This window comes from Sphingobacterium detergens, assembly GCF_003610355.1.
Taxonomy (GTDB): Bacteria; Bacteroidota; Bacteroidia; order Sphingobacteriales; family Sphingobacteriaceae; genus Sphingobacterium; species Sphingobacterium detergens.
Genome location: NZ_RAPY01000002.1, coordinates 166,481 through 190,796, shown reverse-complemented (window position 1 = coordinate 190,796; position 24,316 = coordinate 166,481). Strand labels below are relative to the sequence as shown.

The following is a 24,316-nucleotide window of genomic DNA, read 5'->3' as shown; positions in this document are numbered from 1 at the left end:
ACCCCTTTTCTATGATCTACTTAAGGATACTCAGACTCACAGCGCTATTGCTGCTGCTGGCAAAAATAGCTAGCGCCCAAACGGGAAAAGCTACCCCGTTTGCATTTACATCACTACCGCCTTCCCCTCAAGCGGCAGAGATGGGGAGATATGGTGGCTTACCCTTAAATCTTTCTACGGGTGCCCCTAATTATTCTGTTCCCCTTTATAATCAGGATATAGGTAATAACATCAAACTGGACATGTCATTAAATTACCACACAAATGGCATTAAAGTAAAAGACCTGGCAGGAATTGTAGGCCTTGGATGGTCCTTCTTTGGAAGTGGGGTAATTACCAGGATTGTAAATGATGATCCCGATGAATTATCGACGGATTTGGCGGGGCCACTTACACGTTCTACTCCCGCTGAAAGGAATATTCAATGGTATGAGGACAACCCCTTAAAGAGAGTACTATATTATGGCAATGCAGAATTCTACGATGTGCAACCAGACTTATTTTCTTACAATTTTTTCGGTCATACCGGACAATTTTTTCTTGACAGTACACAGGCGTATATAATCGACCATGAAGGAATAAAAATAGAAATGGACTTCTGGGCGAACGCGCCATGGAACTTCAAGGTCACTGATGAATATGGGAATCAGTTTTTCTTTGGTTCAAACACCGCAACGGAATGGAGCACTATACAGAACGTGGCAACAGATTATACCGGTCATCACGACCAATGGAATCCGTCGTCAACACATCGCACGGCTTGGTTTTTAAATAAATTCGTTACCCCAACCCACGATACTGTAACGTATGAATATGAGCCATTCGGATATACCACGATAAATGAGACTACAAATTCTCAAATTAGCCGGCAAGTTGTTGGAACGGATGGTCTTCCACCTGGCCCTGATCCATGTGAATGTGCTGAACCAACAATAATCTCAAAACAAATAAGAAATGCTCACAGCTACGAATTAAGCAAAGTTAAAGTCAACAATACAACGGAAATAACTTTAGACCATATTGGGAATCTGGATCTTACAGGCACACATTTAATCTCAAAAATGAAAGTCAAAGATCTTTTAACGGGACAGATTATCAATGAGATTAATTTCAATTATCTGTTCCCGACTTATTCTAAACGACCATTGCTACAAAAATTGGCGAAATGCGACGCCTCTGGTGGACAATGTGAGGAATTTAATTTTGAATATATCAGTCCGGAATTAATCCCCAAAAGGACTGATGTGCAAAATGAGGATTATTATGGATATTTTAATTTAGGAGCATTTGGACAAAGGGAGGTAAACTGCCCTAGCAGTGTTATTGGCCTGCTATCAAAGATTACCTACCCAACTGGAGGGCACGATCTAATTAATTATGGTTGTGCTCAATCAACTGATCTCGTCCCGGTTAAAAATAGATACACGGGAACTTATCGCATTGGCTATGGAACAAGTGATCACAGCCCGGTGGAATACACATCAGAATGGGTGGTGCCGACTGGAGCATTTGATTTGGTTCTTTATGGAACGGCTACGTGGCATGCTCCTGCCGGTTTTGACCCAACCGTCAACATGCACCAAATTTTCATTGACGTGTACAATAAGCGCACCCATCAAAACCTGGTAGTCGGAACTTTGTTCAGAATTCAGGCTGGCGCATTTGATACATTGGCCGTTCCCAGTTATTTCTACCAGATTGGTGACACACTTGTATTAAAGCTAACATCATGTGGTGATCAGGTAGAGGGTGAGGCCCAACTTGCGTATTACAAAAACGTAATGACTTCGGTGACTACTTATTATGGCGCTGGCAGGGTTGATAGAGTTGCAACCTTCGACCCAGTGTCGCAAAGAAGCACGATCAAAAGATATAAATATGAATACAATAATCAACCTGGGGTTTCGTCGGGTGTTTCCCTAAACCCCATTGTAAATGAAATGTCATACTATTATAAAAATCGTTGCGATTTCTCTACTACTGTTCAGAAATTCAGGACCTGCCTCTACAATATGAGAAGCAACTATAGCCAATACGACCTCTACTCTTACATGCCTTCAAGTTACCTGTACAAAAGTGTATTGGAATACGAAGGAGATAATGGAGAAAATGGCATGACTGAACATCTTTTCGATATCAGAATTCCCCAAAGAGCATTTTCGGTCTATACAAACAACTTAGGAATTCCGTCAAATTTTAACGACTATTTCGAATGCCCCTATTCCCTATATGGTGGCAAAATCTCTGAGGAGTATGCTACGAACTACTATCAGAAAATTAGTTCTGGCTTTACACCGGTATTGAAGGAAAGGAAATGGTTTTCGGAAAAATCGATATTAAGAAAAAGAATTGGTTACGGCGTTCAGGTTCTTGACAATGGAAATCCGGGATGGGCAGACCAACAGTTTGATATTAAAGGTGACGTTAAACAATTTACCTTCCAATCCTCATGGACAACCCTTGACTCAGCTACATCTACATCAATTCTTGATGATGGTTCATCTTATGTTATAAGAAAGAATTATCAATATGGGAATATTCAACATGGAGCTCCTACCTCGATCAGGACTAATCAAGGCGATGGAACTGAAGAGCTTGCCATTATGTTATACCCTCACGATTATTTGCCTGATAATGATTTTGTTTCAGCTATGCAAAACAACCACGTTAATCGATATCCAATTGAGCAGCTGATTTATATCAATAAGGGAGCTGGATACCAACTTGCGGACGGTTCTTTTACAGAATATAAGACGGAAATGCCAACTATTGGCAAGAAAAGATTTAAATTAAACTTACAAAACACAATTCCACAGGCTTCATTCAAGATTTCAAATCGAAGCCTCGGCAGTGATTTATTTGCCTACACCAAATCCTTGCCGTCAAAGGATTCCAGGTATATACAATTCGATCAAAACACCAAGTTCGATCAATACTTTAAGCCTACAGAGACGGTAAATTCCGAAGGAAGTAAATCAAGCTACATTTGGGGGTATTATGGAAAATACCTCTTCGCCAAAACAGAAAACGCAACACTCGACGAAGTTGCCTATACAAGTTTTGAAGACTATCAACAAAAAGGGAACTGGCAATATGATCCTCCTATGAATTATGGTATTGTAATGGACAGCTATGCGCCCACCGGTAGATATGTATATAATTTGGCTGCAGGGACAGCTATAACTAGAAGTAATCTTGACCCTAATCAAAAGTATGTGGTAAGTTTCTTTTATCAGGGATCAGTTTTCCCAACGGTTACAGGGCAAGTATCAAGTAATGCATACAATGGTACTAACACCTATAGCAGATACGAAGCCATCGTTGGTAATACCAGTAACGTATCAATTTCATTTATTGGAGGGGACACAAAAATAGATGAAATAAAAATTTATCCTGTGACTTCTTCTATGGAGACGTTTTGCTATGATCCAAATTTTGGAGTGATCTCCGAATGCAAAGAGAACGGAGAAATTTTCCATTACACTTATGATTCAAAAGGAAGAATGACCTACAAAAAAGACCGCAGGTACAATATTCTTAATAAAATTGATTACACGGTGCAGGGTGCACAATAAATAATTTAACCATGAAAAACTTCGTAATTACATTCATATTAGTAATTGGCGGTTACCTTGCTTCAACCGCGCAACCTGCAGCTTTCCCTGAAGATAATCGTCCCAAGGAAAGTCCGCCGAGTAACACGGCATATTTGCCGCCTGATCTAAACAATATCACCGGGATTACAAAATTTAACTACATCAGAACTTTGGTTCCTGATATTCCTGTGGATCAATGGCCGAGTACTAACTTTAATTACCGACAGACAACGAATTATTATGATGGTTTGGGTCGTCCGCTTCAGACCGTTTCTAAAAAAGCTCATGATAACGGATATGATATTGTTGAGCATCACGTATATGACTCTTTTGGAAGAGAAACTTACGAGTATTTGCCTTTTGCAACTGGGCCTTTCGGAAATGGCTCAACGGATGGTAAGATAAAATTAAATGTCAACACCCGTTTCACAGATTTTTACGACGTGGCAGGCCCGAACGAGCCACCTTACAAAAAAACAGTTTATGACCGTTCATCATTAAATAGAAAAAGAAAGGAGATGATGCCAGGCCGATCATGGGTTGGCTCGAACAGGGGTAAAAACTACGAATATGGTACCAATCAACAAAACGAGGTCAGGAAGTGGGAAATTGGCTCATCAAATTCTGACATACCAGTTTCCACAACGTATTATCCAGCGGGTGAATTACAATACACTGTAGTGACTGATGAAGATGGGGGAATAACTAAAGAGTACCGGGACAAAAATAACAAAGTAATTCTGAAAAAATCCGTGGTGACAGATGGACAGCCTCTGACATCCCATATAGGTATGGCATGTACGTACTTTGTTTACGATGACTTAAAAAACCTTAGGGCAATAATACCACCATTGGCCACGGATAAAATCCTAACAAATTGGAATGCAGCAACAGTCCCTGAATTATGTTACAAATATTATTATGATAATAAAGATCGCCTTATTGAGAGGAAGCTGCCAGGAAAAGGAGTTGAGTATTTCGTTTACGACTTAAAAAATCGTCAATGTTTAACCCAAGATGCCCTACAGCGAGATCAAGGTCAGTGGGCTTTTCAGCTTTTTGACGCTCTTGGTAGACCAACAGTGTCTGGAGAAATAACGGCATCAGAAAACCGTGCCCAGATGCAGACTTATCTAGATGATTCCTATCAGGGTTACCCTTCGAGCGAAATTCTTCATCACCTGAACAATTATAAAAATTATCATGTCTATCCAACCAGCTTGGTAAACTGTAAAATACTGACAACAATCTATTACGATGATTATGAGCAGTTGGGTATAATGGGATTTGACAATGGCCAGTTTACAAATGCGATGCCAACCGAACCTTACCTGGATCAGCCTGTATTATCTATGGCTACACGGGATAAAGTAACAGGAACAAAGTCAAGAATTTTAGATCCAGAGAATGCAGGTTCTGATGACTGGTTATTTACAAGCTATTACTATGATGAAAAAGGCAGAATCATTCAATCTCAATCCCAAAATATAAAAGGCAGTTATGACATCAATTCCTATGTTTATTATTTTCAGGGACCAGTTTATAAAGTAATTACCAGTCATTCTAATCCTTACGCAAAACCCGTACCCAATGCAACGGATGCTCCCTTGACGAATATCAAACTGATCAAAACATACGACAGAAACTTAGGTTTGGGTGGAGGAAACTATCATGTCTCAAAAATAACTCAGAAAATTAATACGGGCCCTGACTATGTAATTGCGGAATATGATTATGATCATATGGGCAGGCAAACAGTTAAATCATTACCCATCGGCGCGGAGCTAAACGAGTATAACATTAGAGGCCTGCTTACACATATCAATGCGGAAAATCGAACGAACCTTCCTGCAACGCCATTATTTGAGGAGTTGATCAGTTATGACTCAGGTTTTGTTAGCAAGCTATACAACGGGAACATAGCAGGGATTGTCTGGAATGGATCAGATGGGCTTAAAAAAGCTTATGGTTATAGTTATGATAAGTTAAACAGATTACAGCATGCAGAATACCGACAGTTCGAAGCAGACAATTGGTACAATAATTCAACTGACTATACTGTTTCAAACTTAACCTATGACCTAAATGGCAACATAAGAACCATGAACCAACGTGCCTACGATTATGTAGGAGCAAGTAACGTTGACATGGATGTTTTAAATTATAATTACAGCACTAATTCAAATCAGCTTCTTTCTATTGAAGATGCAGCACAGACATATCCAAACTTACCGGATTTCAAAAACGGCAGCTCGCTTTCCGAGGAATACAAATTTGATCTAAACGGAAACCTTATTGTTGATGAAAACAAAAAGATCGCAAACATTACTTACACAAGTCTCAACAAGCCTGATTATATCGAGGTAACTGGAAAAGGGAGCATTAACTATATCTATGATGGTTTTGGCAAATTATTGCAGAAAAAAATAACTGAAAATGGCAATTCGATAATTTATAATGAAATAGCTGGATTTACATACAAAAACGATACACTTCAATATTTCATGAATGAAGAAGGGCGTACTAGGCCCATTGCAAATGCAATGAGCAACTACAACACAAAATTCATTTATGATTTTTTTATCAAAGACCATCTTGAAAATGTTCGGACAACTGTCACTGCAGAGCCTATAAATGCAAGCTATCTTGCTCGCCACGAAATTTCAATGGCAAATGTCGAACAGCTGGTTTTTGATAACATTCCAAATGTTAGAAGTACGAAACCGGGCAGTACCGATCCTGATGACGGAATGGCCGCGAGATTGGATGCTTCCGACCCCGAAAAGCGTGTCGGTACAGCCATCATGCTTAAAGTAATGCCAGGCGATAAATTTACTATTGCCGCGAACACCTTTTATGAGGGTGAATATAAAGAGGGAGAAAGTGTTCCTGGTTCAGATCTGATTGAGTCTCTAATGACAACTTTGCTAGGCGGTAACACCTATGCAGGAGTTCCATTATCAGAATTACCAGAAAATGTCCGTACTATACAGCAGACACTTGGAAATCCTGCACTGGCGGAGCAACTTGCGGAATTTCAGATTGTAAACGATGATCCCAATGCGCCCAAAGCACACTTAAACTACCTGTTCTTTGACGATAAAATGCAACTGGTTCCCGACATTAGCGGTTCAATCCAAGTACCCCAGCAAAATACAGGGGGATGGCAGGCAATTGACAATACAAATATCTGTAATTGTACTATTGCCGGCCCAGGAACAGGGACCACCTTGATAATTTTCATTGATAATTTAAGCATAGGAAAGGAAGTATGGTTCGATGATGTTCATATAGAACATTACCAGGGTATTGTTTTAGAGGAAGACCATTATTATCCATATGGTTTATCAATCCCAGTTACGTTATCTTCGATCAATGTCTTTCAACCAAAAAAGTATCAAAGTATAGAACTCGAAAAGAGTTTTGGACTTGAAATGTTACAAACAACGAACAGGGGTCTCGACCCTCAGATTGGCAGATTTAACCAAATTGATCCTTTCGCTGACCTTAATAATTATCAGTCCCCCTATGCTTCAATGGATAACAGCCCATCAAATAATACTGATCCTGATGGACTTTACTCAAGATTTGGTGCTTGGTGGAGAAAGATCAAGTGGGGTGGTAGTGAAATAGCCAAGAATGAGAAAACTGGTGAATGGGGAGTTACGTATTCTGTGCAAGAAAACAATTCAAACGAAAGCTCAGTAATTTTCCAAACCAAAGGATCGAGAGTCGCAAGTATTGATGACAAAAGAGAAGCCGCACTTGACAATCAGAAAGACCTTGAAACCGCACTTTACACAGGTGGCGTGGTGATGAATGAGCAGGGAAATTATATGCGAACCAACGATGGTAAACCTATCACAGAACCGATGAGTCAGCTCACAAGAGCCGAAGCGTTTTTCGATATGCTAACCCCTGCAACTTTGGCTCAGGCGCCGCAACTTACCTTATCCCGAGCATCCGCAGTTGAAAAGGCGCTTCCGCAAAGAAATCGTGCAGCGGGTAATGCTTTCCGAGATGAGATGGCTGCAGGATTAAGAGCCGAAGGCAGAGTTGTTTATACTGAAGTGTATAAGAAAACTAAATTAGGAGCCAGGTTTATTGATATTGACGTCTGGTATAAAGGCAAAAATGTAGGCGGCATTGAAACAAAACTCGGAAAATCTCCGTATACTGTGCTGCAAAGATTTAAAGACTATTATCTCCTGAAAGTCGAAGGCTACCGAGTAGACGTAGTACGGGGAGCATCAAGAACCTCAAAAGCTGTAACTAAATAATAATGAATCTGTTCACTGAACTCCTGTCCCTCATAAAAATTGACTTAAAGAATTCGGGTTTCACAAAGTCCGGCACCTCATTCGTTTTTAAATATGGCAAAAATCAGGTTATTTTAAATTTCCAGAAGAGCAACTCCAGTTCAAAAGACGAAGTCGTTTTTACTGTCAACTGCGGAATTTACTCTGACATGCTGAATTTAAAAGTGAGGGGTGAATCTTTGTCAAAGCCAACAACAATAGATTGCCATTGGCAACATCGAATCGGTGCATTTTTTAATGAGGGACAGGATAAGTGGTGGACAATTTCCAACCCCAAACAGTTAAAAGAAGTCGCAGATGATGTTTGTGCTGATTTGAAAGGAAGGGTAGTTCCAACGTTAATTAACAATTGTTCGGACGAGAAGCTTAAGGAACTGTTTTTAAACGGCAAGCTGAGAGGAACAAATGAATATATGAGAGTCGTATATGTCACTTCTCTTATGATCATAGATGGTGATACCAGGTTACGGGAAACGACCAAAGCAATGTTAGCAGAAGTAAAAGGAACTTCCATTGAAAGTGTTGTGGCTGATCATTTAAAAGAATTTAAGCTCTTATGAAAAAATCAATTATTGGTCTCTGGATATTAATTGAAAACGATACAGTGGCAGCATCTAAAGAAAGAGTGTTTATGGAATTCAAACCAAACGGAGAACTCATCCTGACTTATTCTTCGCGTGAAAAGGATAGCATAATCTTTTTGACTTATAAAATACAAGGAGATGTACTTGTAACTGATCAGCCCTCCCACCCAAGACCGGAAGAATCCAGCTTTTATCTGACTGACAAAAATCTTGAAATAATTACTAACGGCGAACACAGCTCATATAGAAGAGTCGGTTTCCTGGAAAATTTGACACGCAAAATCAGAAGATTTATCCAGAAGTAACAATCCCATTTAAAAATTACAATTACTCCATACAAAAAAGTAATCTATGAGATTCTTTTTTCTGGCTCTTTGCGCTCAGTTTTTGGGCTTTAATTGCTGTGTCCTTAATGCTCAACAATCTATCTGGGAAGGTGGTAATGAAAAGATGACTAATCTAAAAGAGAAAGGAACGAATAATGCTAGCCAGGTACAACAATGGAGAAAGCATATCCAGGAGTGGGGCCTTGAAAAGGATTTTAATCATTCAATGTCTCTAGGTCTGCGCCTTAATACTAATGGATGGAGCGGTGGCATTTATTACCTCAAGCAAACCTCCGCAGGAAAAAAAACAATCTGGCAATTACATTTTTCCGGCCTCGTACATGAAAAAGAAATAAAGCAGCAGCGGACTAGTACCACATATAGTTACCTAACTAAAAATACACCATACAGCCTGGGCAAGATCAATAGTGCTTATACACTGCAATTAGGCTATGGGCAGCAGGAGATGTTGTTTCCTGCATTATTGGATGGTAATTTATCCTTAAGCCTTCGCTATGCTGCTGGACCGGCATTGGCATTGCTAAAGCCCTATTACCTCAAATTACTGTACTTAGATTATATCCCAGAAGAAACAGCCTATATGTTGGTCGAACGATTTTCCTCAATCAATGCAGAACATTTTCTCAACTCAGGTTATATACTGGGTAGTGAAAAATGGAGTAAAGGTTTGGGCGAAACACGCTTCATCCCAGGCCTCTTTGCAGAAATCGCTATTGCAATTGAACCAGAACGACCAAAGTCATTTGTAAAAACAATTACCATTGGTGGCAATGTCGCTTATTACAGTTCAAAAATTGAATTGATGGCTGAACGCCGTGCCTACCCCTATCAAGCATCTTTCTTCGTTGGATTAGCTTTCGGTAAAAGATGGAAATAATACATAATTTTTAAAATTTTCATTTTGCGAGTTGTTGTTCGAATAATGTTTCTTTTATTGGTTCTGGCTTTCTTTTGTTTTATAAAAGCATATAGTCAGACCATAGAGCAGTATAACCGCTTCCAGTATCATCAGTATAAATGGAAAGTACTTTCCCTAAGTGGCTACCGTATTTGTTTTCCTGCCGGGTGTGATAGCCTTGCCAGTTTTACTTCTGTGCAGTTGCCCGGTATAGCGGCTGCGGTAAAGAAGAATATGGGTAACAGTGTAAAAGAAGAAGCCAATATTATCTTGTATCCTTCGGTCGACCAGTTATATGAAAGTAATATCGGTTTGTACGAGAACGGAATACAGGCTTTCCCTACGATCTATTTAAAAGGCAGCAGGATGATGGTTGCTTTTGCCGGTTCTTACGAGCGTTTTCGCGAACAGCTTGCAGAAGCCTGGGTAAGGATGGTCTGGGAAGAACAATTTAAAAATGACCTCGAAGAACAGGCTTTGTCCAAAAAACAAATGATGCCGGCATGGTTTAAGGAAGGCGCCATAGCCTGGTTTGCCCATGACTGGCAGATCAGGGATGAAGATGCGCTGCTGCGTATGTTGCCGGAACAAACACAGGGTTGGTCTTCACTCGCCGCTGCGGAACCCCGGCTGGCCGGGCAGGCTTTCTGTTATTTCCTGGCGCAAAAATACCGTCCCGATGCGGCAATGCAGCTCCTGTTCCAGATGCGGAGCGGCAAATCGCTGAGCCGCGCTGTACGGCTCGTTGCCAAGCGCCCGCTGGATACCCTTACGGCACAGTGTTTCGCTTTCTTTCAAAGCCGTATGCCGGTTGGCGCCGCAACTAAGATAACCGATAGCCTGGAATATAAGGTTAAGGGATTCTATCCCGGTAGTCCCCTGCTCCGCCTCGAGTACAGTGCTGATCATAAGCAGGTGGCCTATATTATGGAACGGGATCACAAACGGAAACTTTACATCACCACTGCCGATCGCTTAAGCCTGCAGATCAAAGCAGGCAAAGCAACTGCTGTTTACGCTTTGCCCCCCTGGATTTCCGGTCATGATGCTGATCCGTACCCGCTATTGCACTGGTCGGAGGAAGATAAGAAATGGTATACGGTGCAGCCCGAACAAGGACTGGTCCAGGTAAAACGCTATAACCCCGGCGGCTTGTATGCCGACCGGCGCAAGTTGTACGGCGTTGATGGGGTGAATACCTTGCTGACCTGGAGCAGGGACCGTTGGCTGCTGGCGGCATACCGAAGGGCGAAAAGCGATATTGTGCTCTACCATGCCGGTAAATTACGTTTCACACCACTTACCGACGACCAGGACGATAATACCGAGCTCGCAACGGACGATAGCAAGTCCTTATTGATCTATCGCTCCGGGTACCCGGCAGACAGTTTATATCATAAAGATAGCCTGACTAAAGCCTATGGTATTTATACAAAGGCGGCCGGCGATGCCGGGAACTATACGGCAAAAATACCCGATCTGCTTTTTCGTAAAGACTCGGCTTATATCAGCTGGCATAATCCAGAGGGGCTTACCCATAATGAATTGCGGGTGCAGCAGACGGTTGATGGAACCGCCCGTTATGACACCCTGCGCTTACAGCAGCATGTCGGTAGTGTAAGCAGCAGCTTACCCAGTCCCTGGTTAAAAGATTACCTGAAAGATAAAAGAGGTAGAGACAGTCTCGCGGCACTCGAACAAAAATGGAAACAGGAGGATGAAGGGTCTGTATTGAGTGCTATATTAAAAGGAAACAACAGTAAGGAGCAGGCTAAAAAACAAAAGGACAGTACAGCCTTTGCCCTGGCCTATACCTCCAAAAAAGTAAGGCCTTATATCCTGCAACTGTACAGTGCTTATTTCTCTGCGCGCATCAATAACGACTATTATATCAACCGCCTGCAACCCTATCAGAATTACCTCGGCACTTTTAAGTTCCCGGATGTGAGTGCCATGGTTAGCGGGGGCTTCAGCGATCTTTTCGATAACCATCATTTCAATATCGGCTACCGTATGCCTGCCGGATCGGAAGGCAGTGATTTTTTCTTCCGTTATGAAAATACGGCGAAGAAGCTGGACTGGCACATCTTGTTCTTTCGTAAAGTAGAGAGCTTGCAACCCGATGCACAACGCGACTGGAAAGATGAACTGGGCAGGCCTTATCCGCAGCAGGCTAAGGTAAGGACCCATTATTATGAACTGGGTCTGCATTACCCGATACGCTATGACTGGTCGCTGGACTTTACAGCCGCTGCACGCCGCGACCGTACCGTGTTCCTGGCTTCCGACCGTTACAGCCTTAACTACGAGGCTTTACAAACCTGGTGGAATATTAATAACCTGTCGTTGTCGGTGAATAAGCTACATCCCACCATTCCCTTTTTATATCGGGGCTGGGAGGCCAAGCTTATGGTTGATGGCATGGTTTCGACCGGTAAAAAGGCAACGGTATTATATGGTTCCATTTTTAAGTTCAGTTATCATCAACCCTTGTACCGCGACATCAACCTGGTTGTACAGGCTAATGCCGGTCATAGCGGCGGACAGAGTAAGATCCTTTATAACTTTGGTGGGCTCGATAATAATATTGTTCCGCGTGTGGATACTTCCGTGCGGTTCAGCCAGAATGCCCCTTATGCTTTCCAGTCGCTGGTTACACCGTTCCGCGGGTACAAACAGAACAGCTTGTATGGCAGCAGCTATGCCTTATTGAATATCGACCTGTACATCCCCTTGTTCAACAGGCTGATCCCCTTACGGACACCCATATCTGCACTGAACAACCTGCAATTGGGTCTGTTTACCGATATAGCGGCAACTTCGAGGACACGGGATTATTTGCCATTCTCACCTTCGCACCTACAATCATTTGGTTGCAGCGCGCGCACCTTACTTGCCGGTTATTCAATACGTTTTGACATCGCCTGGCCTCAGGCAGGCTTTTCCATGCAACCTGTATGGTACGTGTCGTTCAAACTGTAATCTTGGGCCGCTCATGTTCTTCAATTTTCCTAATTTTAATAACTGGTTTTATTTCAGTTTTCATTTGTTTTTCTTCACCTTCCAAAGGAAATATGCAGGATTCTCTTTTACTTTTTCAGAATATTCTCGATAATCTTTATATCCTTTTAAAGTAGCTAAAGCTGTCGCAAATAAGGAATATCCACCTGATGGTATAGATCCGGCTAATCCGCCAATTAGTATTGAAGAGTTTAATACCATTTGCTTTTTTACATGATTCAACTTTTGTTTAATTTTTTGCCCTTGAACTGTATTAAGTTCATGGAAAAGGTTTTCTGTTTTTTGTTTTAACAATACTGGATCTGAAATATTTCGGATTTCACGAAACCCTTTCTCCAACTCGATTCTGAAATTTGTAAATATATCAGCCTCATGTTCTCTAATTTGCATCAATTTTTGGGTATCGATGTTGTCCATAAAGGGTAAATCAATGTTAAGCATCTGGTTTGTAGTAAAATTTTCTATAGAACTTCCATGTCCTATATGCGCCCCCAGTAAATCGTATTCAAAAGTTTCATTAACCAAAAGATTTCCCTTTAATGCAAAGGCCAATGCCAACTTTTTATTTAATGATTCAAAATGCGAAATAGCAGCCTGGTTAATGGATTGTTTAACCCAAGTATCAAACTCTTCGATTGAAGGAGAAGTTTCAGGCAGATATTGAGCATAATTTACAATACGGGTTTCCTCATCATAACTTAAAATCTTTGATTCCATTAGAAAATAAATTTTACCATTCATGTTTCCGATGTCATCAAAGTTTATCGCAATTGCCCTACCGGGAACTAATTGCTGTTTATCACGAATAATATATCCTCTTTCACTTTTTTCTAAATTTGCAACTATAGCTTTAGCCTTGTAAAGCTTTGAAATATCTTCTACTAATACATCTTCAAATAAGTTCTCAGAATATTTTAAAGGCAGCTGTTGTGGACCTTCAAAATAATACTCAACTGGGAATACTTTTACAAAATTACCCGCAACCATTGAAGTAACTTCTTTTAAATATTTTACAGCCGAAACCAAATCACTCTTATCCAAGCTCCTCTTCTCCATGCCAAGATATTTATCCATGGTGCTTTCCATTTGAGTTCCTTTCTTCGTAAACTTAAAAAGAGGATCAGAAATGATAAATTGATTTACATATAATGCAGTTTGCTTTAGAACACTTATAGGCGTGGTACCCTCTGTAGAAAATACTCTTAATGTCGAAGGCTCCCTTTCGATATCGCTACCTATTTCGTTTATGTTTGACAAAACGAACTCTCGATAATCTTCCAGTTCTTTCAGAATTCTTTCTTCTGATTCATTTTTAAAATTATTTGAAATTGAATTTTGATCAAATAATAAACTGGAATTTAGAAAATCATAATGCTTACTTCCCATAGTTTTTTTAGAAAATTACTAATTTTTGCTAATTCTTTTCTTTAAATCATAAAGAGAAGTAGAATTTTACACACTCCTTGGATCGGATTGCATAGGCATTCTACCACATTTAAATACCTCAATTGCTGGACAGCCGAAATCTAACACTACCTTTCCTTCGATTAAATACAGGCCAGCACTATACAACGGGTATTTTTTTAATGTAGGTGCAAAATGAACCGTATCAAAGAAATCGCCTGCTACGTCAATAAAAGTCCCGAACTTCATCATGCTGCCGTTTTTGGTCGGCACATTTTTATAGGTTACTAGATTGCCTACAATACGGACAAGCCTACCTTCGGAGCTTTTTAAATCTCCTGCAGTAATATCACCACGATAGTCTGATTTTGCAATGTCGAACAAGCTGCCGGTGACACAAAAACCCAAGAGCTGGATTTCGTCGTACAAGTCTTCCAGGAAATGTGTTTCCAGCTTCGGTAAGACGGGCTTTGCCATCATGTTTTCAAAGAGCAGATTGCCGGGATCTTTCTTCTGTTTGTCGGACATCAAAAGATGGGCCTCCCACAGCAGTTCTTTTTTTCCAATGCTTGTAAATCGAAGGGCACCGCTGCGTATCAGGATGATTAACTGTTCTAATGGCGCACCAGTACGTAGCGTAAAATTTTCGAGGCTGGTATATGCTCCGTGTAGCATTCGTTCTGATGGTATACGCTCAGCCAGTTTTCCTTCCAGATTCAAAATACAATCAAAACCAAGGTAGACGCGCTTTCCCTGGATTGAAGTACGTAGCATACTTTCATTTACACAAGGAAGCTGGATTTCTGCGCCCCCTCTTTTAGCTTCGTTTACGTAAACCATCCGATTATAAAATCCGCCATAGTTATTGAGCACGGCTACCATAAATTCTATGGGGTAGTAGGTTTTTAAAAACAAGCTTTGGTAGCTCTCTACAGCGAAAGATGCTGAATGAGCTTTGTTGAAGGAATAACCCGCGAAGGACTCCATTTGCCGCCACACTTCGCGCGAAATTTCTTCCGGGTAACCTTGCTTTTTGCAGTGAGAAAAGAACTTGTCTTCGATTTCGAGCATGTGGTTTTTATTCCTGTATTTGCCAGACATCATGCGGCGGAGCACGTCAGCATCAGCAAGATCGAGACCACCGAAGCGGTGGCCGATCTTCATTACATCTTCCTGGTAAACCATAACGCCATAGGTATCTTCAAGCTCCTGTTTAAATGCCGGATGCAGGTATTGAACATTTTCCGGATTCTTATGCCGTTCAATATAGGTCTTCATCATGCCACTGCTTGCCACACCAGGGCGAATAATCGAACTGGCTGCGACCAAGGTAAGGTAGTTGTCGCAATCCAACTTGCTGATTAATTGTCGCATTGCCGGTGATTCGATATAAAAACAGCCGATTGTGTTTGCCGACCGCAACTGATCTGCGATTTTGGAATCTTTAAAAAAACGTCTTGGATTAGTTGTATCCACGACTTCGCCCCGATTTAGTTTAATAATTTCCCTGCAATCTTTGATATGACCGATACCGCGTTGGCTGAGGATATCGAATTTTTCAAAGCCTATATCTTCGGCGACATACATATCGAATTGCATCGTGGGTAACCCTTTTGGTGGATAGTCGAGGGCAGAATAACATGTCAATGGTTTTTCAGAGATAAGTACACCCGATGCATGAATGGTCCGCTGATTCGGAAAATCAACCATCTGATCATAGACGGACAAGATCATATTGGTTACTTCATTTTTATTGAGCATGTTTTCCGGTTCATTGACCATTCTGTCTATCTCTCCTTTCGGCAGGCCGTACACCTTGCCCAGCTCCCGAATAATAGAACGGTCGCGGAATGTACTCATCGCACCCATCAGGCCGGTGTGCCCACTTTGATAACGACGGAAGATATAGTCATACATCTCGTCACGCTCATTCCATGAAAAGTCCACGTCGAAGTCAGGCGGGCTTTGCCTTTTGGGATTTAAGAACCGTTCAAAGTAGAGGTTTAACTCAATAGGACAAACGTCGGTAATGCCCAGGCAATAAGCCACTATAGAATTTGCTCCACTCCCACGCCCAACATAATGAAAATCTCGGCTCCTCGCATACCTGCAAATATCATCGGTGATTAAAAAATAACTGGAAAAGTTCAGGTTGTCGATTATTTCCAGCTCCTTTAAAACGCGCTCATGTGCAGCCTTATCCTTTGCCTCATACCTGCGCGACAAACCATCCACGGCATATTTATAAAGTAGCTGCTTATCGTCATACCTATTGCCGGTAAATGTCTCCTTATTTTTAATCTTCTTAAAGTCAAAATCAAAACTACATTGCCCCAGCAGCTTATTGGTATTGCTGATCAGGGCCGGGAATTGTTTATAGGCATTGAGCAATTGTACTTTGGTTAAAAAGACTTCATCCTGCCGGCCAACCTGGTCAGCGCCTAACTGAGAGATCAGGAGATTATGGGAAATGGCACGCAGCTGGGTATGGAGTTTGTAATCATTTTTGCGAAAGGAAACCGTTTGCAAAATAACATACCGGTCTTGGTTAGCTGCGGGTTCAAGTGCGATCTTATTCAGATCTGATGGCCGTATACCAATAAACTCGTTATCCCTTAAGCCTTTCACGTTAATAGCGCCATATGGATATACAATATACACATGATCAAATTCCGGTGCTGCCAAAGGCAATTTTGACTCCATGCGGTTCACCTTTGTCATCAGTTCATTGAGCTCCTGGAAACCGCTGGCATTTTTAGCGATGCCAATAAAAAGCAGCTGATCCCCTTTGCGAAATTCCATACCCGCCAGTCCGTTAAGCCCTGCAGCCCTGCATTTTTTTATAAAATCAAGTGTAGCGGAAGAATTATTGATATCAGTAAGGACAGCCGTATCATATCCACATAAAAGCATCCCCTCGATAATCTGATCCAGGCTTAAGGTGCCATACCTTAAGCTATAATAACTATGTACGTTCAGTAACATGCCACATTCCTCCTATCTTTCTATTTCGGGTAGCGCAAATCCCCTCATGACAGATTTTGTTCCAAAACGCATTCTTATATGATCCATCGCACGGGACAGGTTCAAATCATCCAAAGTGTCGTCAAACAAATCTGCCTGAGAGCTTCCCTTTATAATGTTACTGAACTTTACGCCAATCAATCGGATAAGCATCCGGCGGCTGTAAAGTTTTTGGAAAAGCGACAGTACCGTTTCCGAAATCACCCGATCAATAGCCGTAAATGGAACTTTTATTTGCTGTGTGTGAGTATCAAAATTGCTGTACCGGATCTTCACCGTTATGCAAGAAGTCAGCTTATTTTCCTTGCGTAGATCGAAGGCCAGTTCATCAACCATTGAAAGCAATGTTTTGCGAAGCAGGGTCATATCAATTGTATCAACTGGAAATGTCGTTTCCTTGCTCATACTCTTTTGTTCATGGAAGGGTGTAACACGGCTATCATCCTGGCCGTTTGCCTTTTTCCAGATCGCAACACCGTTTTCTCCCATTACCCGTTTCATAGTGAAAACATCCATTTCCTGGAGCGTTGCAATTCTTGAAATGCCCATGTTTCTAAGAACCGGGTAGGTTTTTTCGCCGATCCCAGGAATTTTACGAATCGACAGTGGCGCAAGGAAAGGTTTTTCCGATCCCTGATCTATCTTTCTTTCACCACAGGGTTTCGCTTCCCCTGTTGCTATCTTGCTAACTGTTTTATTTGCGGAAAGGCCGAAGGAGATCGGCAATCCGGTTTCCTTCATGATTAGCTGCCTTAGCTCCTGCGTCATCTTCCAGGTTCCAAAGAATTTGTCCATACCGGTCATTTCGATATAGTGCTCGTCAATACTTGCTTTCTCTACCAACGGGACCCGTTCCTCAATTATTTCTGTAACGATATTGGAATACTTCGAATAAAGGTCATGGTCCCCCCGCACCAGAATTGCTTCAGGACATAATTGCCGCGCCAGTCGCATTGGCATTGCAGAGTGAATGCCGTACGTTCGCGCCTCATAACTACAGGATGCCACCACACCACGATCGGAGCTTCCTCCGATCAACACAGGCTTTCCCACCAGGTCACTGTTCAAAAGCCTTTCCACTGATACAAAAAATGTATCCAAATCACAGTGAATTACTTGCCGTTCCATTTTTTACAATATTTTTTATACATTTGTCACTAATAGTAACAAAATGAATGTCATCTATAATAACATTACAAAATGACAGACGCAAAAGTTTTTTTCCACAGCAATTTAAAATTGCTCCGAACACGTAGAAAATACAGCCAAGGGCAGCAGGCAGAACTGTTAGGATATACCCGTGCCAAGTACACGGCGATGGAAAATGGGAAGACGGAAAATCCGCCATTAGTAGATCTCATAAAGATTGCTGCCTTTTTCAAGATTTCTGTTGACGACCTTGTAAAATCCGATCTCACCCGCTGGAGTGAGCTGGAACTACGGAAGCTGGAGACCGGTGGCCTTGAATATGTTTCTGGAAAGAAGTTGAGGCTCCTGTCCATTACTGTAAATGCCGAGAACAAAGAGAACCTGGAGTATGTACCCGTAAAAGCTAAAGCCGGTTACCTAGCCGGGCATGCTGATCCGGATTTTATTGCCGCTTTGCCGAAGTTCACCTTACCGAATCTGCCAGGTGGAACTTTTCGTATGTTCCCGATCAGTGGGGATTCCATGCTGCCCCTTCCATCCGGTAGTGAGGTAATTTGCCGGTACGTTGAAGATTGGCGCGAAATTAAACCCCATACGCCCTGCATTCTTATTTTAAATGATGCCCAGGACTTCGTTTTCAAATTTGTAACTATGGAAGAATCGCAGTTTCTGCTTGAATCATTAAACCCGGTATTCGATCCTTATACTGTAGATGTTTCTGATGTATTGGAAATTTGGCAGTTTCACAGCTACCAAAGTAGGCAAATGCCGGAGCCACCCAGCGATATTAATCAAGTCGGTAGCGTAGCAAGGGAAATCCTTGCCGACATCAGATACATAAAGTCTAAATTCTGATCCTTATAAACTAACACCACGCGGCAAATGTTCTTTCTTAAAAAGGAGGAACTATGCCTTGGTATAACGGGGACTACCCACCATCATATAAAAATCAACCGGTCAAGATCCGGGAGAAAGCTACGGAAATAGCAAATGCTTTACTGGAAGAAGGTACAGAAGAAGGGATTGCCATAGCAACAGGGCTCAAAAAAGCCAGGGAGCATTTCAAGAAAGAAAAAGAAAGAAGCAAAAAGAAAGATTCGGAGTAACAAGTAGCCGTTCCTTCTAAAGGATCACAATTATAAAATTTCAAAAAAAAGAGAAAATATGCCTGAGCTACCAGACCTGGAGGTGTTTAGTAAAAACCTGACAAAGATGATCAAGGGTAAAACGCTTAAAAGCGTCGTTATCCATAATAAGCAAAAAATAAAAGTAAACGAAAAAGATCTGCAGCAATTCGTCGGCAATAAGCTGATCAAAGTTTACCGGGAAGGTAAAAGGCTTTTCTTTGACTTTGGCAAGGACGCAGTTTTAGCTGTTCATTTAATGCTGCATGGTAACCTGGTTTATTCGGAGGAAGAAAATCCGAAATATGCATTGGTGTCGCTGCAGTTTAAGGAGGGTCAAACACTTTCCGTTACCGACTTTCAGAAGGCGGCAAATATTGAATTGAATCCGGCGCCGGCAGAAAGTATAGATGCCCTTTCGCCTGAGCTTACGGACAAAGCTTTGACAGAGTTGCTGCAATCAAGCAAAGCAAAAATTAAAACGGTGCTGATGGACCAAAAAATTATTGGAGGTATCGGCAATGCTTATGCGGATGAGATCCTTTACGCAGCCGGAATTTCGCCCCTTTCGATCGCGAACAAAATACCTGAAAAACAGGTGCAACATCTTTCCAAAGCAATTACAGCGGTTCTTAAAAATGCGCAACAACAAATCTTAAAAGAACATCCGAATATCATCAGCGGAGAGATTAGAGACTTCATGAAAGTTCATCATAAAAAAGCGAAAACGGATGAACACGGGCACGATATTTTGCAAACTAAAATTGCCGGTCGAACTTCCTATTATACCGAAGATCAGAAAGTCTTTGAGTAAGTGAAACAATTCCTATTCCAGAGTGGTTATACACAAAAAACAACCTATGGATTATTTTGAAGTAAAAGTTAGGGATGTCAACTATTTAGTGAATCCCATGATCGAAGCGGATAATCTTTTATTTACTACCGAAGTGAACGGATATGAAGTACTTTTTGCTACGACTGGTGACGGTCTTCAGGCGATTGATCCGCCAGATGTGGATCAGGAGCTCTTGGCAGAGATTGCTTCTGAAATTGATTCGTATATGATGTAAGGAGCTACTAGGGACCATGCGTAAACTTCGATAAGCCTGCATTCATGTATATGTTTTTAATGTTCAATCGCCATACGCAATAAGACCACTTTCTTTTTCATTTGCAATGTTGAAGAATTGGATCAGCATGATTACGTCAGTATCCGCCTGCAATTCTTTTTGAAGAATTTTTTCCTGAATTTGCTTTACGAGTACAGTGTTTAACCGAAAATCCGAATAATAATCGAATCGTTGATCAATGATTCCTTTGCTTTGAAGATTAGTGAACGTCCCATAATCAATTCCTCCAACAAACTGCAATCCAAACTCTTCAGGGTAATTAGGCGTTGCTTGATCGTCTTCAATGATATAAAAGTCCAACATATTTTTAGATAGGTGATAATTCTGCAAATTAAGCCCTTTAAAAAACGCAAGGATATCACAGCATCATACCAGTAATATCCTTGTCGACTATAAAAATAGTGATTCTATCTTTTAAACTTCGTATGCCAGTTCCGGTACCTCTGCATATACAAATGCCTTTCCAGGCGTGCCGGTCGTTTTGAAGTCTTTTTCGACGGTATATGCCTCCATTTCGGATGCGCTAATCTGGTAAGTGGCAAGCTCCGTTATTCTTTCCTCTGATAAATCACCCATCATCCACTCCCACGCCAGTTCATCAGGAAGCATAGTAGGCATACGATTCTTACTGTTGTGGATTTGCTTCATGACCGAGTTGGCTGCTGTAGTTATCAGCGCCACGGTATCGACGGTTTCACCGGTTTCTTTATCTGTCCAGTTCTGCCAGATCGCTGCAATGAAAAAGTATTCTTTATCTTTTAAGCCGATGTGATAGGGATATTTGTTGGCTGTTTTAAGTGGTTGTCCTGTTCTTTTATTTAAGGGATAGATATGCCGCCATTCATAAAATTCACTGGATAAAATAAGGCATCTCCTTTCCAGCGCAGCTTTACGGAACATCTTTTCCCTGCCCGTTTTCTCGTCAATCAGTAAGAGCTCCTCTCCTTTTGCGTTCAATGTGGTATAGGCTTGGTGCCATTTGCCAGCAGCATCTTTGTAACCAAAACGCATTTTCTTTACATCTTCCCGATTCTTGACATAATACGGAATAAAACCCCATTCCATTTGAACAATATCGAAATTGCATTTATCTGCAGTAGGCTTCAACACCGCAATATTTCCATAACTAAAACCATCGTGTAAATCCTGATCTAAAAAATCATAATTCATCACTGCTTTCTCCAGGTCCATCAGACGTATAAACTCCGCCCGTGAAACCCGCTGTCCATTATAATAACACAAATTACCTCCGATCCAGGTACCTTGTAATGATCTGTCCCAAAGTTTCAGCTTCCTGCTGGCGTCCCTGTGGCACGCTGGTCCACATATTGCCCTGCCAGGTGGAAGCTCTGGTAATAACCAAAGGAGGGCGTTTATCGTCAAAGATCAGGCGGTATATCTGCTGATCTTGTACGGTATGTTCCGTCACGATAATTTTTACGCCATCGACTTCTACTTCAAACTTACCATTACCAAGTAAATTACCCATTACATTAATATTCAAATATTTACTAATTTATCAATATTTGAACAGATTTGCAAGAACTCCAATTATTCCTGGTTGGCTTTGTTTTTTCTGATCTTTGCTGCATTCTTTTTTTATGGCTTAACACAAGTCTTAATTTGTACCGCTTCCATATGTTTTGCATGTCATAATCTGCGGCTCTTCATAAACCGGAGATCTTTATCGTTGAACAAGTCCCATAGACTTTTTCCAAATTGCTGATCCTCCTTTATATCTTTTTCATACACGGCAATGGCCTGTTTTATAATTGTGTTGAGATATTAGCAAATCGAATAATATTTGAGAACTAAAGGCATGTGGTTTATGTTTATCTGAAAAGTCATGTTATGAAGAAGATGCCAGCTCATATAAGCCCAATGCTCTGTACTCTGATTAAAGACCCAATCGACAGTGAGGATTATCTGTACGAAGTGAAATGGGATGGTTACCGGATCGTCTCTTTTGTTGAGAAAGGAAAAGTACATATGGATTCCAGGAGCGGGCTGAATTACACTGCAAAATACCCACCAGTCCAAAAAGCTTTAAAAGGGCTTAAACATGATGTTATAATTGATGGAGAGGTTGTCGTATTCAATCAGGAAGAAAAGCCTGATTTTGATGCTTTGCAGCTTTACAATGGGCATGAATCGCCAATCAAGTATTGCGTTTTTGACCTTCTTTGGATGGACGGTCACGATTTGAGAGATTTTCCCCTTACGGAACGTAAGGAGCTACTGAAAATACTGGTAAAAGACAATGATGTTTTCCGTTTTAGCGACAGTTTTGACGACGGGCCGGCGTTGTACCTGCAAATGCTTGACTTGAACCTGGAAGGTATTGTAGCAAAAAGAAAAGATAGTGTATATACGGAAGGAAATCGGGGTAACGACTGGTTGAAAACGCCAACCCGCAAAAGACAGGAGTTTGTGATCGGCGGATGGGCAGAATCTGATAAAGCGAGATCCTTTAAAAGCCTATTATTCGGCGCATACGAAAACGGAAAGTTCACCTGGATCGGGCGCAGCGGAGGAGGCTTCAAAGACAAAGAAATGCCTGGCATACTTAAAAAATTGCAAGCCATAGAAATTGATGAATCACCCTTTGTCAATAAGGTGCTTGATACCAAGGGCGCAAAAATGCATTGGGTAAAGCCACAGCTTGTCGCCAATTTTGAATTCGCTACCTGGACAAAGACAGGTAGGATTCGTAAACCTGCAACGTTCTTGGGGTTCAGGCTTGATAAGAAACCTAAACAAGTAGTACGAGAAGTACCAAAATCAACTGCTACAATCGAAGCAGGGGTAGAAAAGGAAAGCACTGAAGAAGTTTCGGTACGGAAACTCAAATAATGTTTATGGAACTATAAAATTCGTTTACATATCGTTGTTCCATTTCGAACCAATTGCCATTAATTAAACAAATCTTATTGCCCTTAAATTTGTTTATATGGAACTTGTTTACAATAACTGCTTCATTTATACGAACAAAACCTTTTGGAGATAATTTCTTCAGTATCTCATCAAGATCTGATGATGGACTTCTTTCGAGATCTTGAAATATCATATGCCAGAGAGTTTCATCATCTACCATTTCAATAAATAATACTTGATTAAGTGAGATCTTAACTGAATTAAAGCTACCCCGTTTCAGAACGGTTTCTCCCAATGAGGAATGCCTTTTGTCAAGATTACTGATTAACCTGGCTTTACACTTTTCTATTGCAGAAGTAAAATCTTCATTTTTTATTGGCTTAGATAAATAGCCCGCTGCGCCAAGCTCAAAAGCATCCTTGTAAAAATGGTCGTTGGAGCCAACAACGACCAAAACAAACTCCTTGTAGAAATCATAGTTGGCCAATTTACCGGACGTGTTGCTCTCATCCAGAGCTACAAATAAAATATGTGTAGTAGAAGGTGCCTTTGTTATTTCTTTCAGCGCCCGTTCTAGATCGGTATGGGTATTCAATAATACTAATTCAGGAATCTGGCTAATCAGACCAACAAGTTTTTTTGTGGATGACTCACTTTTATCAACAATATAGCAGCTTGTCATAACGTGAGGTTTTGAAAGGTTAGTAATGACATTACGAATATAAATCTTTTTCAACAGATGTTTTTGGCAAATATATAATGTTGCAAGCTGGACATTTCCTTTCTAGCATTAAGTAATAGGCGAAAAATCACAAGTTACTTATGGATTTCAACAGGTTACCCCAT

Annotated in this window: 19 protein-coding genes; 11 read left to right on the top strand and 8 right to left on the bottom strand. The window is 41.1% G+C overall.

Features of this window, described 5'->3' with window-relative positions; all coding sequences use genetic code 11:
• The first annotated feature begins 11 nt into the window (after positions 1-11).
• The 5 genes from DFQ12_RS12805 to DFQ12_RS12785 are packed head-to-tail and all read left to right on the top strand — an operon-like array spanning position 12 to position 9,723.
• The gene (locus DFQ12_RS12805; RefSeq protein ID WP_120259461.1) at positions 12-3,575 is read left to right on the top strand and encodes a hypothetical protein; all 3,564 of its coding nucleotides are present in this window, start codon (positions 12-14) and stop codon (positions 3,573-3,575) included.
• An 11-nt stretch (positions 3,576-3,586) separates the two neighbouring features.
• On the top strand, positions 3,587-7,876 hold the full coding sequence (locus DFQ12_RS12800; protein WP_120259460.1) for a DUF6443 domain-containing protein: 4,290 nt from the start codon (positions 3,587-3,589) through the stop codon (positions 7,874-7,876).
• 2 nt (positions 7,877-7,878) lie between these two features.
• Positions 7,879-8,475: a DUF4304 domain-containing protein gene (locus DFQ12_RS12795; RefSeq protein ID WP_120259459.1), complete on the top strand. Its 597-nt coding sequence runs from the start codon at positions 7,879-7,881 to the stop codon at positions 8,473-8,475.
• Positions 8,472-8,804 (top strand): hypothetical protein, encoded by a 333-nt coding sequence (locus DFQ12_RS12790; protein WP_120259458.1) that lies wholly within the window; start codon positions 8,472-8,474, stop codon positions 8,802-8,804. Before DFQ12_RS12795 ends, DFQ12_RS12790 begins: the two co-directional genes overlap by 4 nt.
• Before the next feature lie 46 nt (positions 8,805-8,850).
• Entirely contained in the window at positions 8,851-9,723 is an 873-nt protein-coding gene (locus tag DFQ12_RS12785; protein WP_120259457.1) for a hypothetical protein, read from the top strand.
• 627 nt (positions 9,724-10,350) lie between these two features.
• On the opposite strand, the gene DFQ12_RS27950 is transcribed toward DFQ12_RS12785, so the two are convergent.
• On the bottom strand, positions 10,351-10,542 hold the full coding sequence (locus DFQ12_RS27950; RefSeq protein ID WP_147420406.1) for a hypothetical protein: 192 nt from the start codon (positions 10,540-10,542) through the stop codon (positions 10,351-10,353).
• A 6-nt stretch (positions 10,543-10,548) separates the two neighbouring features.
• On the opposite strand from DFQ12_RS27950, the gene DFQ12_RS12780 reads away from it, so the two are divergent.
• Positions 10,549-12,726, top strand: a complete 2,178-nt coding sequence (locus DFQ12_RS12780; RefSeq protein ID WP_147420405.1) for a BamA/TamA family outer membrane protein — start codon at positions 10,549-10,551, stop codon at positions 12,724-12,726.
• 60 nt (positions 12,727-12,786) lie between these two features.
• Here the strand turns inward: DFQ12_RS12780 and DFQ12_RS12775 are convergent, their stop codons facing one another.
• From DFQ12_RS12775 to dinB, 3 genes are all read right to left on the bottom strand, one after another.
• Entirely contained in the window at positions 12,787-14,151 is a 1,365-nt protein-coding gene (locus tag DFQ12_RS12775) for a hypothetical protein (RefSeq protein ID WP_120259455.1), read from the bottom strand.
• A 66-nt stretch (positions 14,152-14,217) separates the two neighbouring features.
• Positions 14,218-17,154 (bottom strand): DNA polymerase III subunit alpha, encoded by a 2,937-nt coding sequence (locus tag DFQ12_RS12770; RefSeq protein ID WP_120259454.1) that lies wholly within the window; start codon positions 17,152-17,154, stop codon positions 14,218-14,220.
• Between the two features lie 12 nt (positions 17,155-17,166).
• Complete coding sequence (gene dinB / locus DFQ12_RS12765; RefSeq protein ID WP_120259453.1) at positions 17,167-18,321, bottom strand: DNA polymerase IV; 1,155 nt, start codon at positions 18,319-18,321, stop codon at positions 17,167-17,169.
• 72 nt (positions 18,322-18,393) lie between these two features.
• Between dinB and DFQ12_RS12760 the strand changes: the two genes are divergently transcribed.
• The 4 genes from DFQ12_RS12760 to DFQ12_RS12745 are packed head-to-tail and all read left to right on the top strand — an operon-like array spanning position 18,394 to position 20,536.
• Positions 18,394-19,197 (top strand): XRE family transcriptional regulator, encoded by an 804-nt coding sequence (locus DFQ12_RS12760; protein ID WP_120259452.1) that lies wholly within the window; start codon positions 18,394-18,396, stop codon positions 19,195-19,197.
• 53 nt (positions 19,198-19,250) lie between these two features.
• A complete protein-coding gene (locus tag DFQ12_RS12755; protein WP_120259451.1) occupies positions 19,251-19,448 on the top strand; it encodes a DUF2188 domain-containing protein in 198 nt (65 codons plus the stop codon).
• A gap of 58 nt (positions 19,449-19,506) precedes the next feature.
• A complete protein-coding gene (locus DFQ12_RS12750; protein WP_120259450.1) occupies positions 19,507-20,280 on the top strand; it encodes an Fpg/Nei family DNA glycosylase in 774 nt (257 codons plus the stop codon).
• A gap of 46 nt (positions 20,281-20,326) precedes the next feature.
• Positions 20,327-20,536: a hypothetical protein gene (locus DFQ12_RS12745; RefSeq protein WP_147420404.1), complete on the top strand. Its 210-nt coding sequence runs from the start codon at positions 20,327-20,329 to the stop codon at positions 20,534-20,536.
• 63 nt (positions 20,537-20,599) lie between these two features.
• Here the strand turns inward: DFQ12_RS12745 and DFQ12_RS12740 are convergent, their stop codons facing one another.
• The 3 genes from DFQ12_RS12740 to DFQ12_RS12730 form a co-directional block, all read right to left on the bottom strand.
• A complete protein-coding gene (locus tag DFQ12_RS12740) occupies positions 20,600-20,899 on the bottom strand; it encodes a hypothetical protein (protein ID WP_120259448.1) in 300 nt (99 codons plus the stop codon).
• A gap of 111 nt (positions 20,900-21,010) precedes the next feature.
• Entirely contained in the window at positions 21,011-21,787 is a 777-nt protein-coding gene (locus DFQ12_RS12735) for an SOS response-associated peptidase (protein WP_120259447.1), read from the bottom strand.
• 52 nt (positions 21,788-21,839) lie between these two features.
• On the bottom strand, positions 21,840-22,085 hold the full coding sequence (locus tag DFQ12_RS12730; protein WP_120259446.1) for a hypothetical protein: 246 nt from the start codon (positions 22,083-22,085) through the stop codon (positions 21,840-21,842).
• Between the two features lie 362 nt (positions 22,086-22,447).
• On the opposite strand from DFQ12_RS12730, the gene ligD reads away from it, so the two are divergent.
• Positions 22,448-23,449 (top strand): non-homologous end-joining DNA ligase, encoded by a 1,002-nt coding sequence (gene ligD, locus DFQ12_RS12725; protein WP_120259445.1) that lies wholly within the window; start codon positions 22,448-22,450, stop codon positions 23,447-23,449.
• On the opposite strand, the gene DFQ12_RS12720 is transcribed toward ligD, so the two are convergent.
• On the bottom strand, positions 23,442-24,206 hold the full coding sequence (locus DFQ12_RS12720; protein WP_147420403.1) for a LytR/AlgR family response regulator transcription factor: 765 nt from the start codon (positions 24,204-24,206) through the stop codon (positions 23,442-23,444). The two genes, ligD and DFQ12_RS12720, sit on opposite strands and share 8 nt — an antisense overlap.
• Between the last annotated feature and the right edge of the window lie 110 nt (positions 24,207-24,316).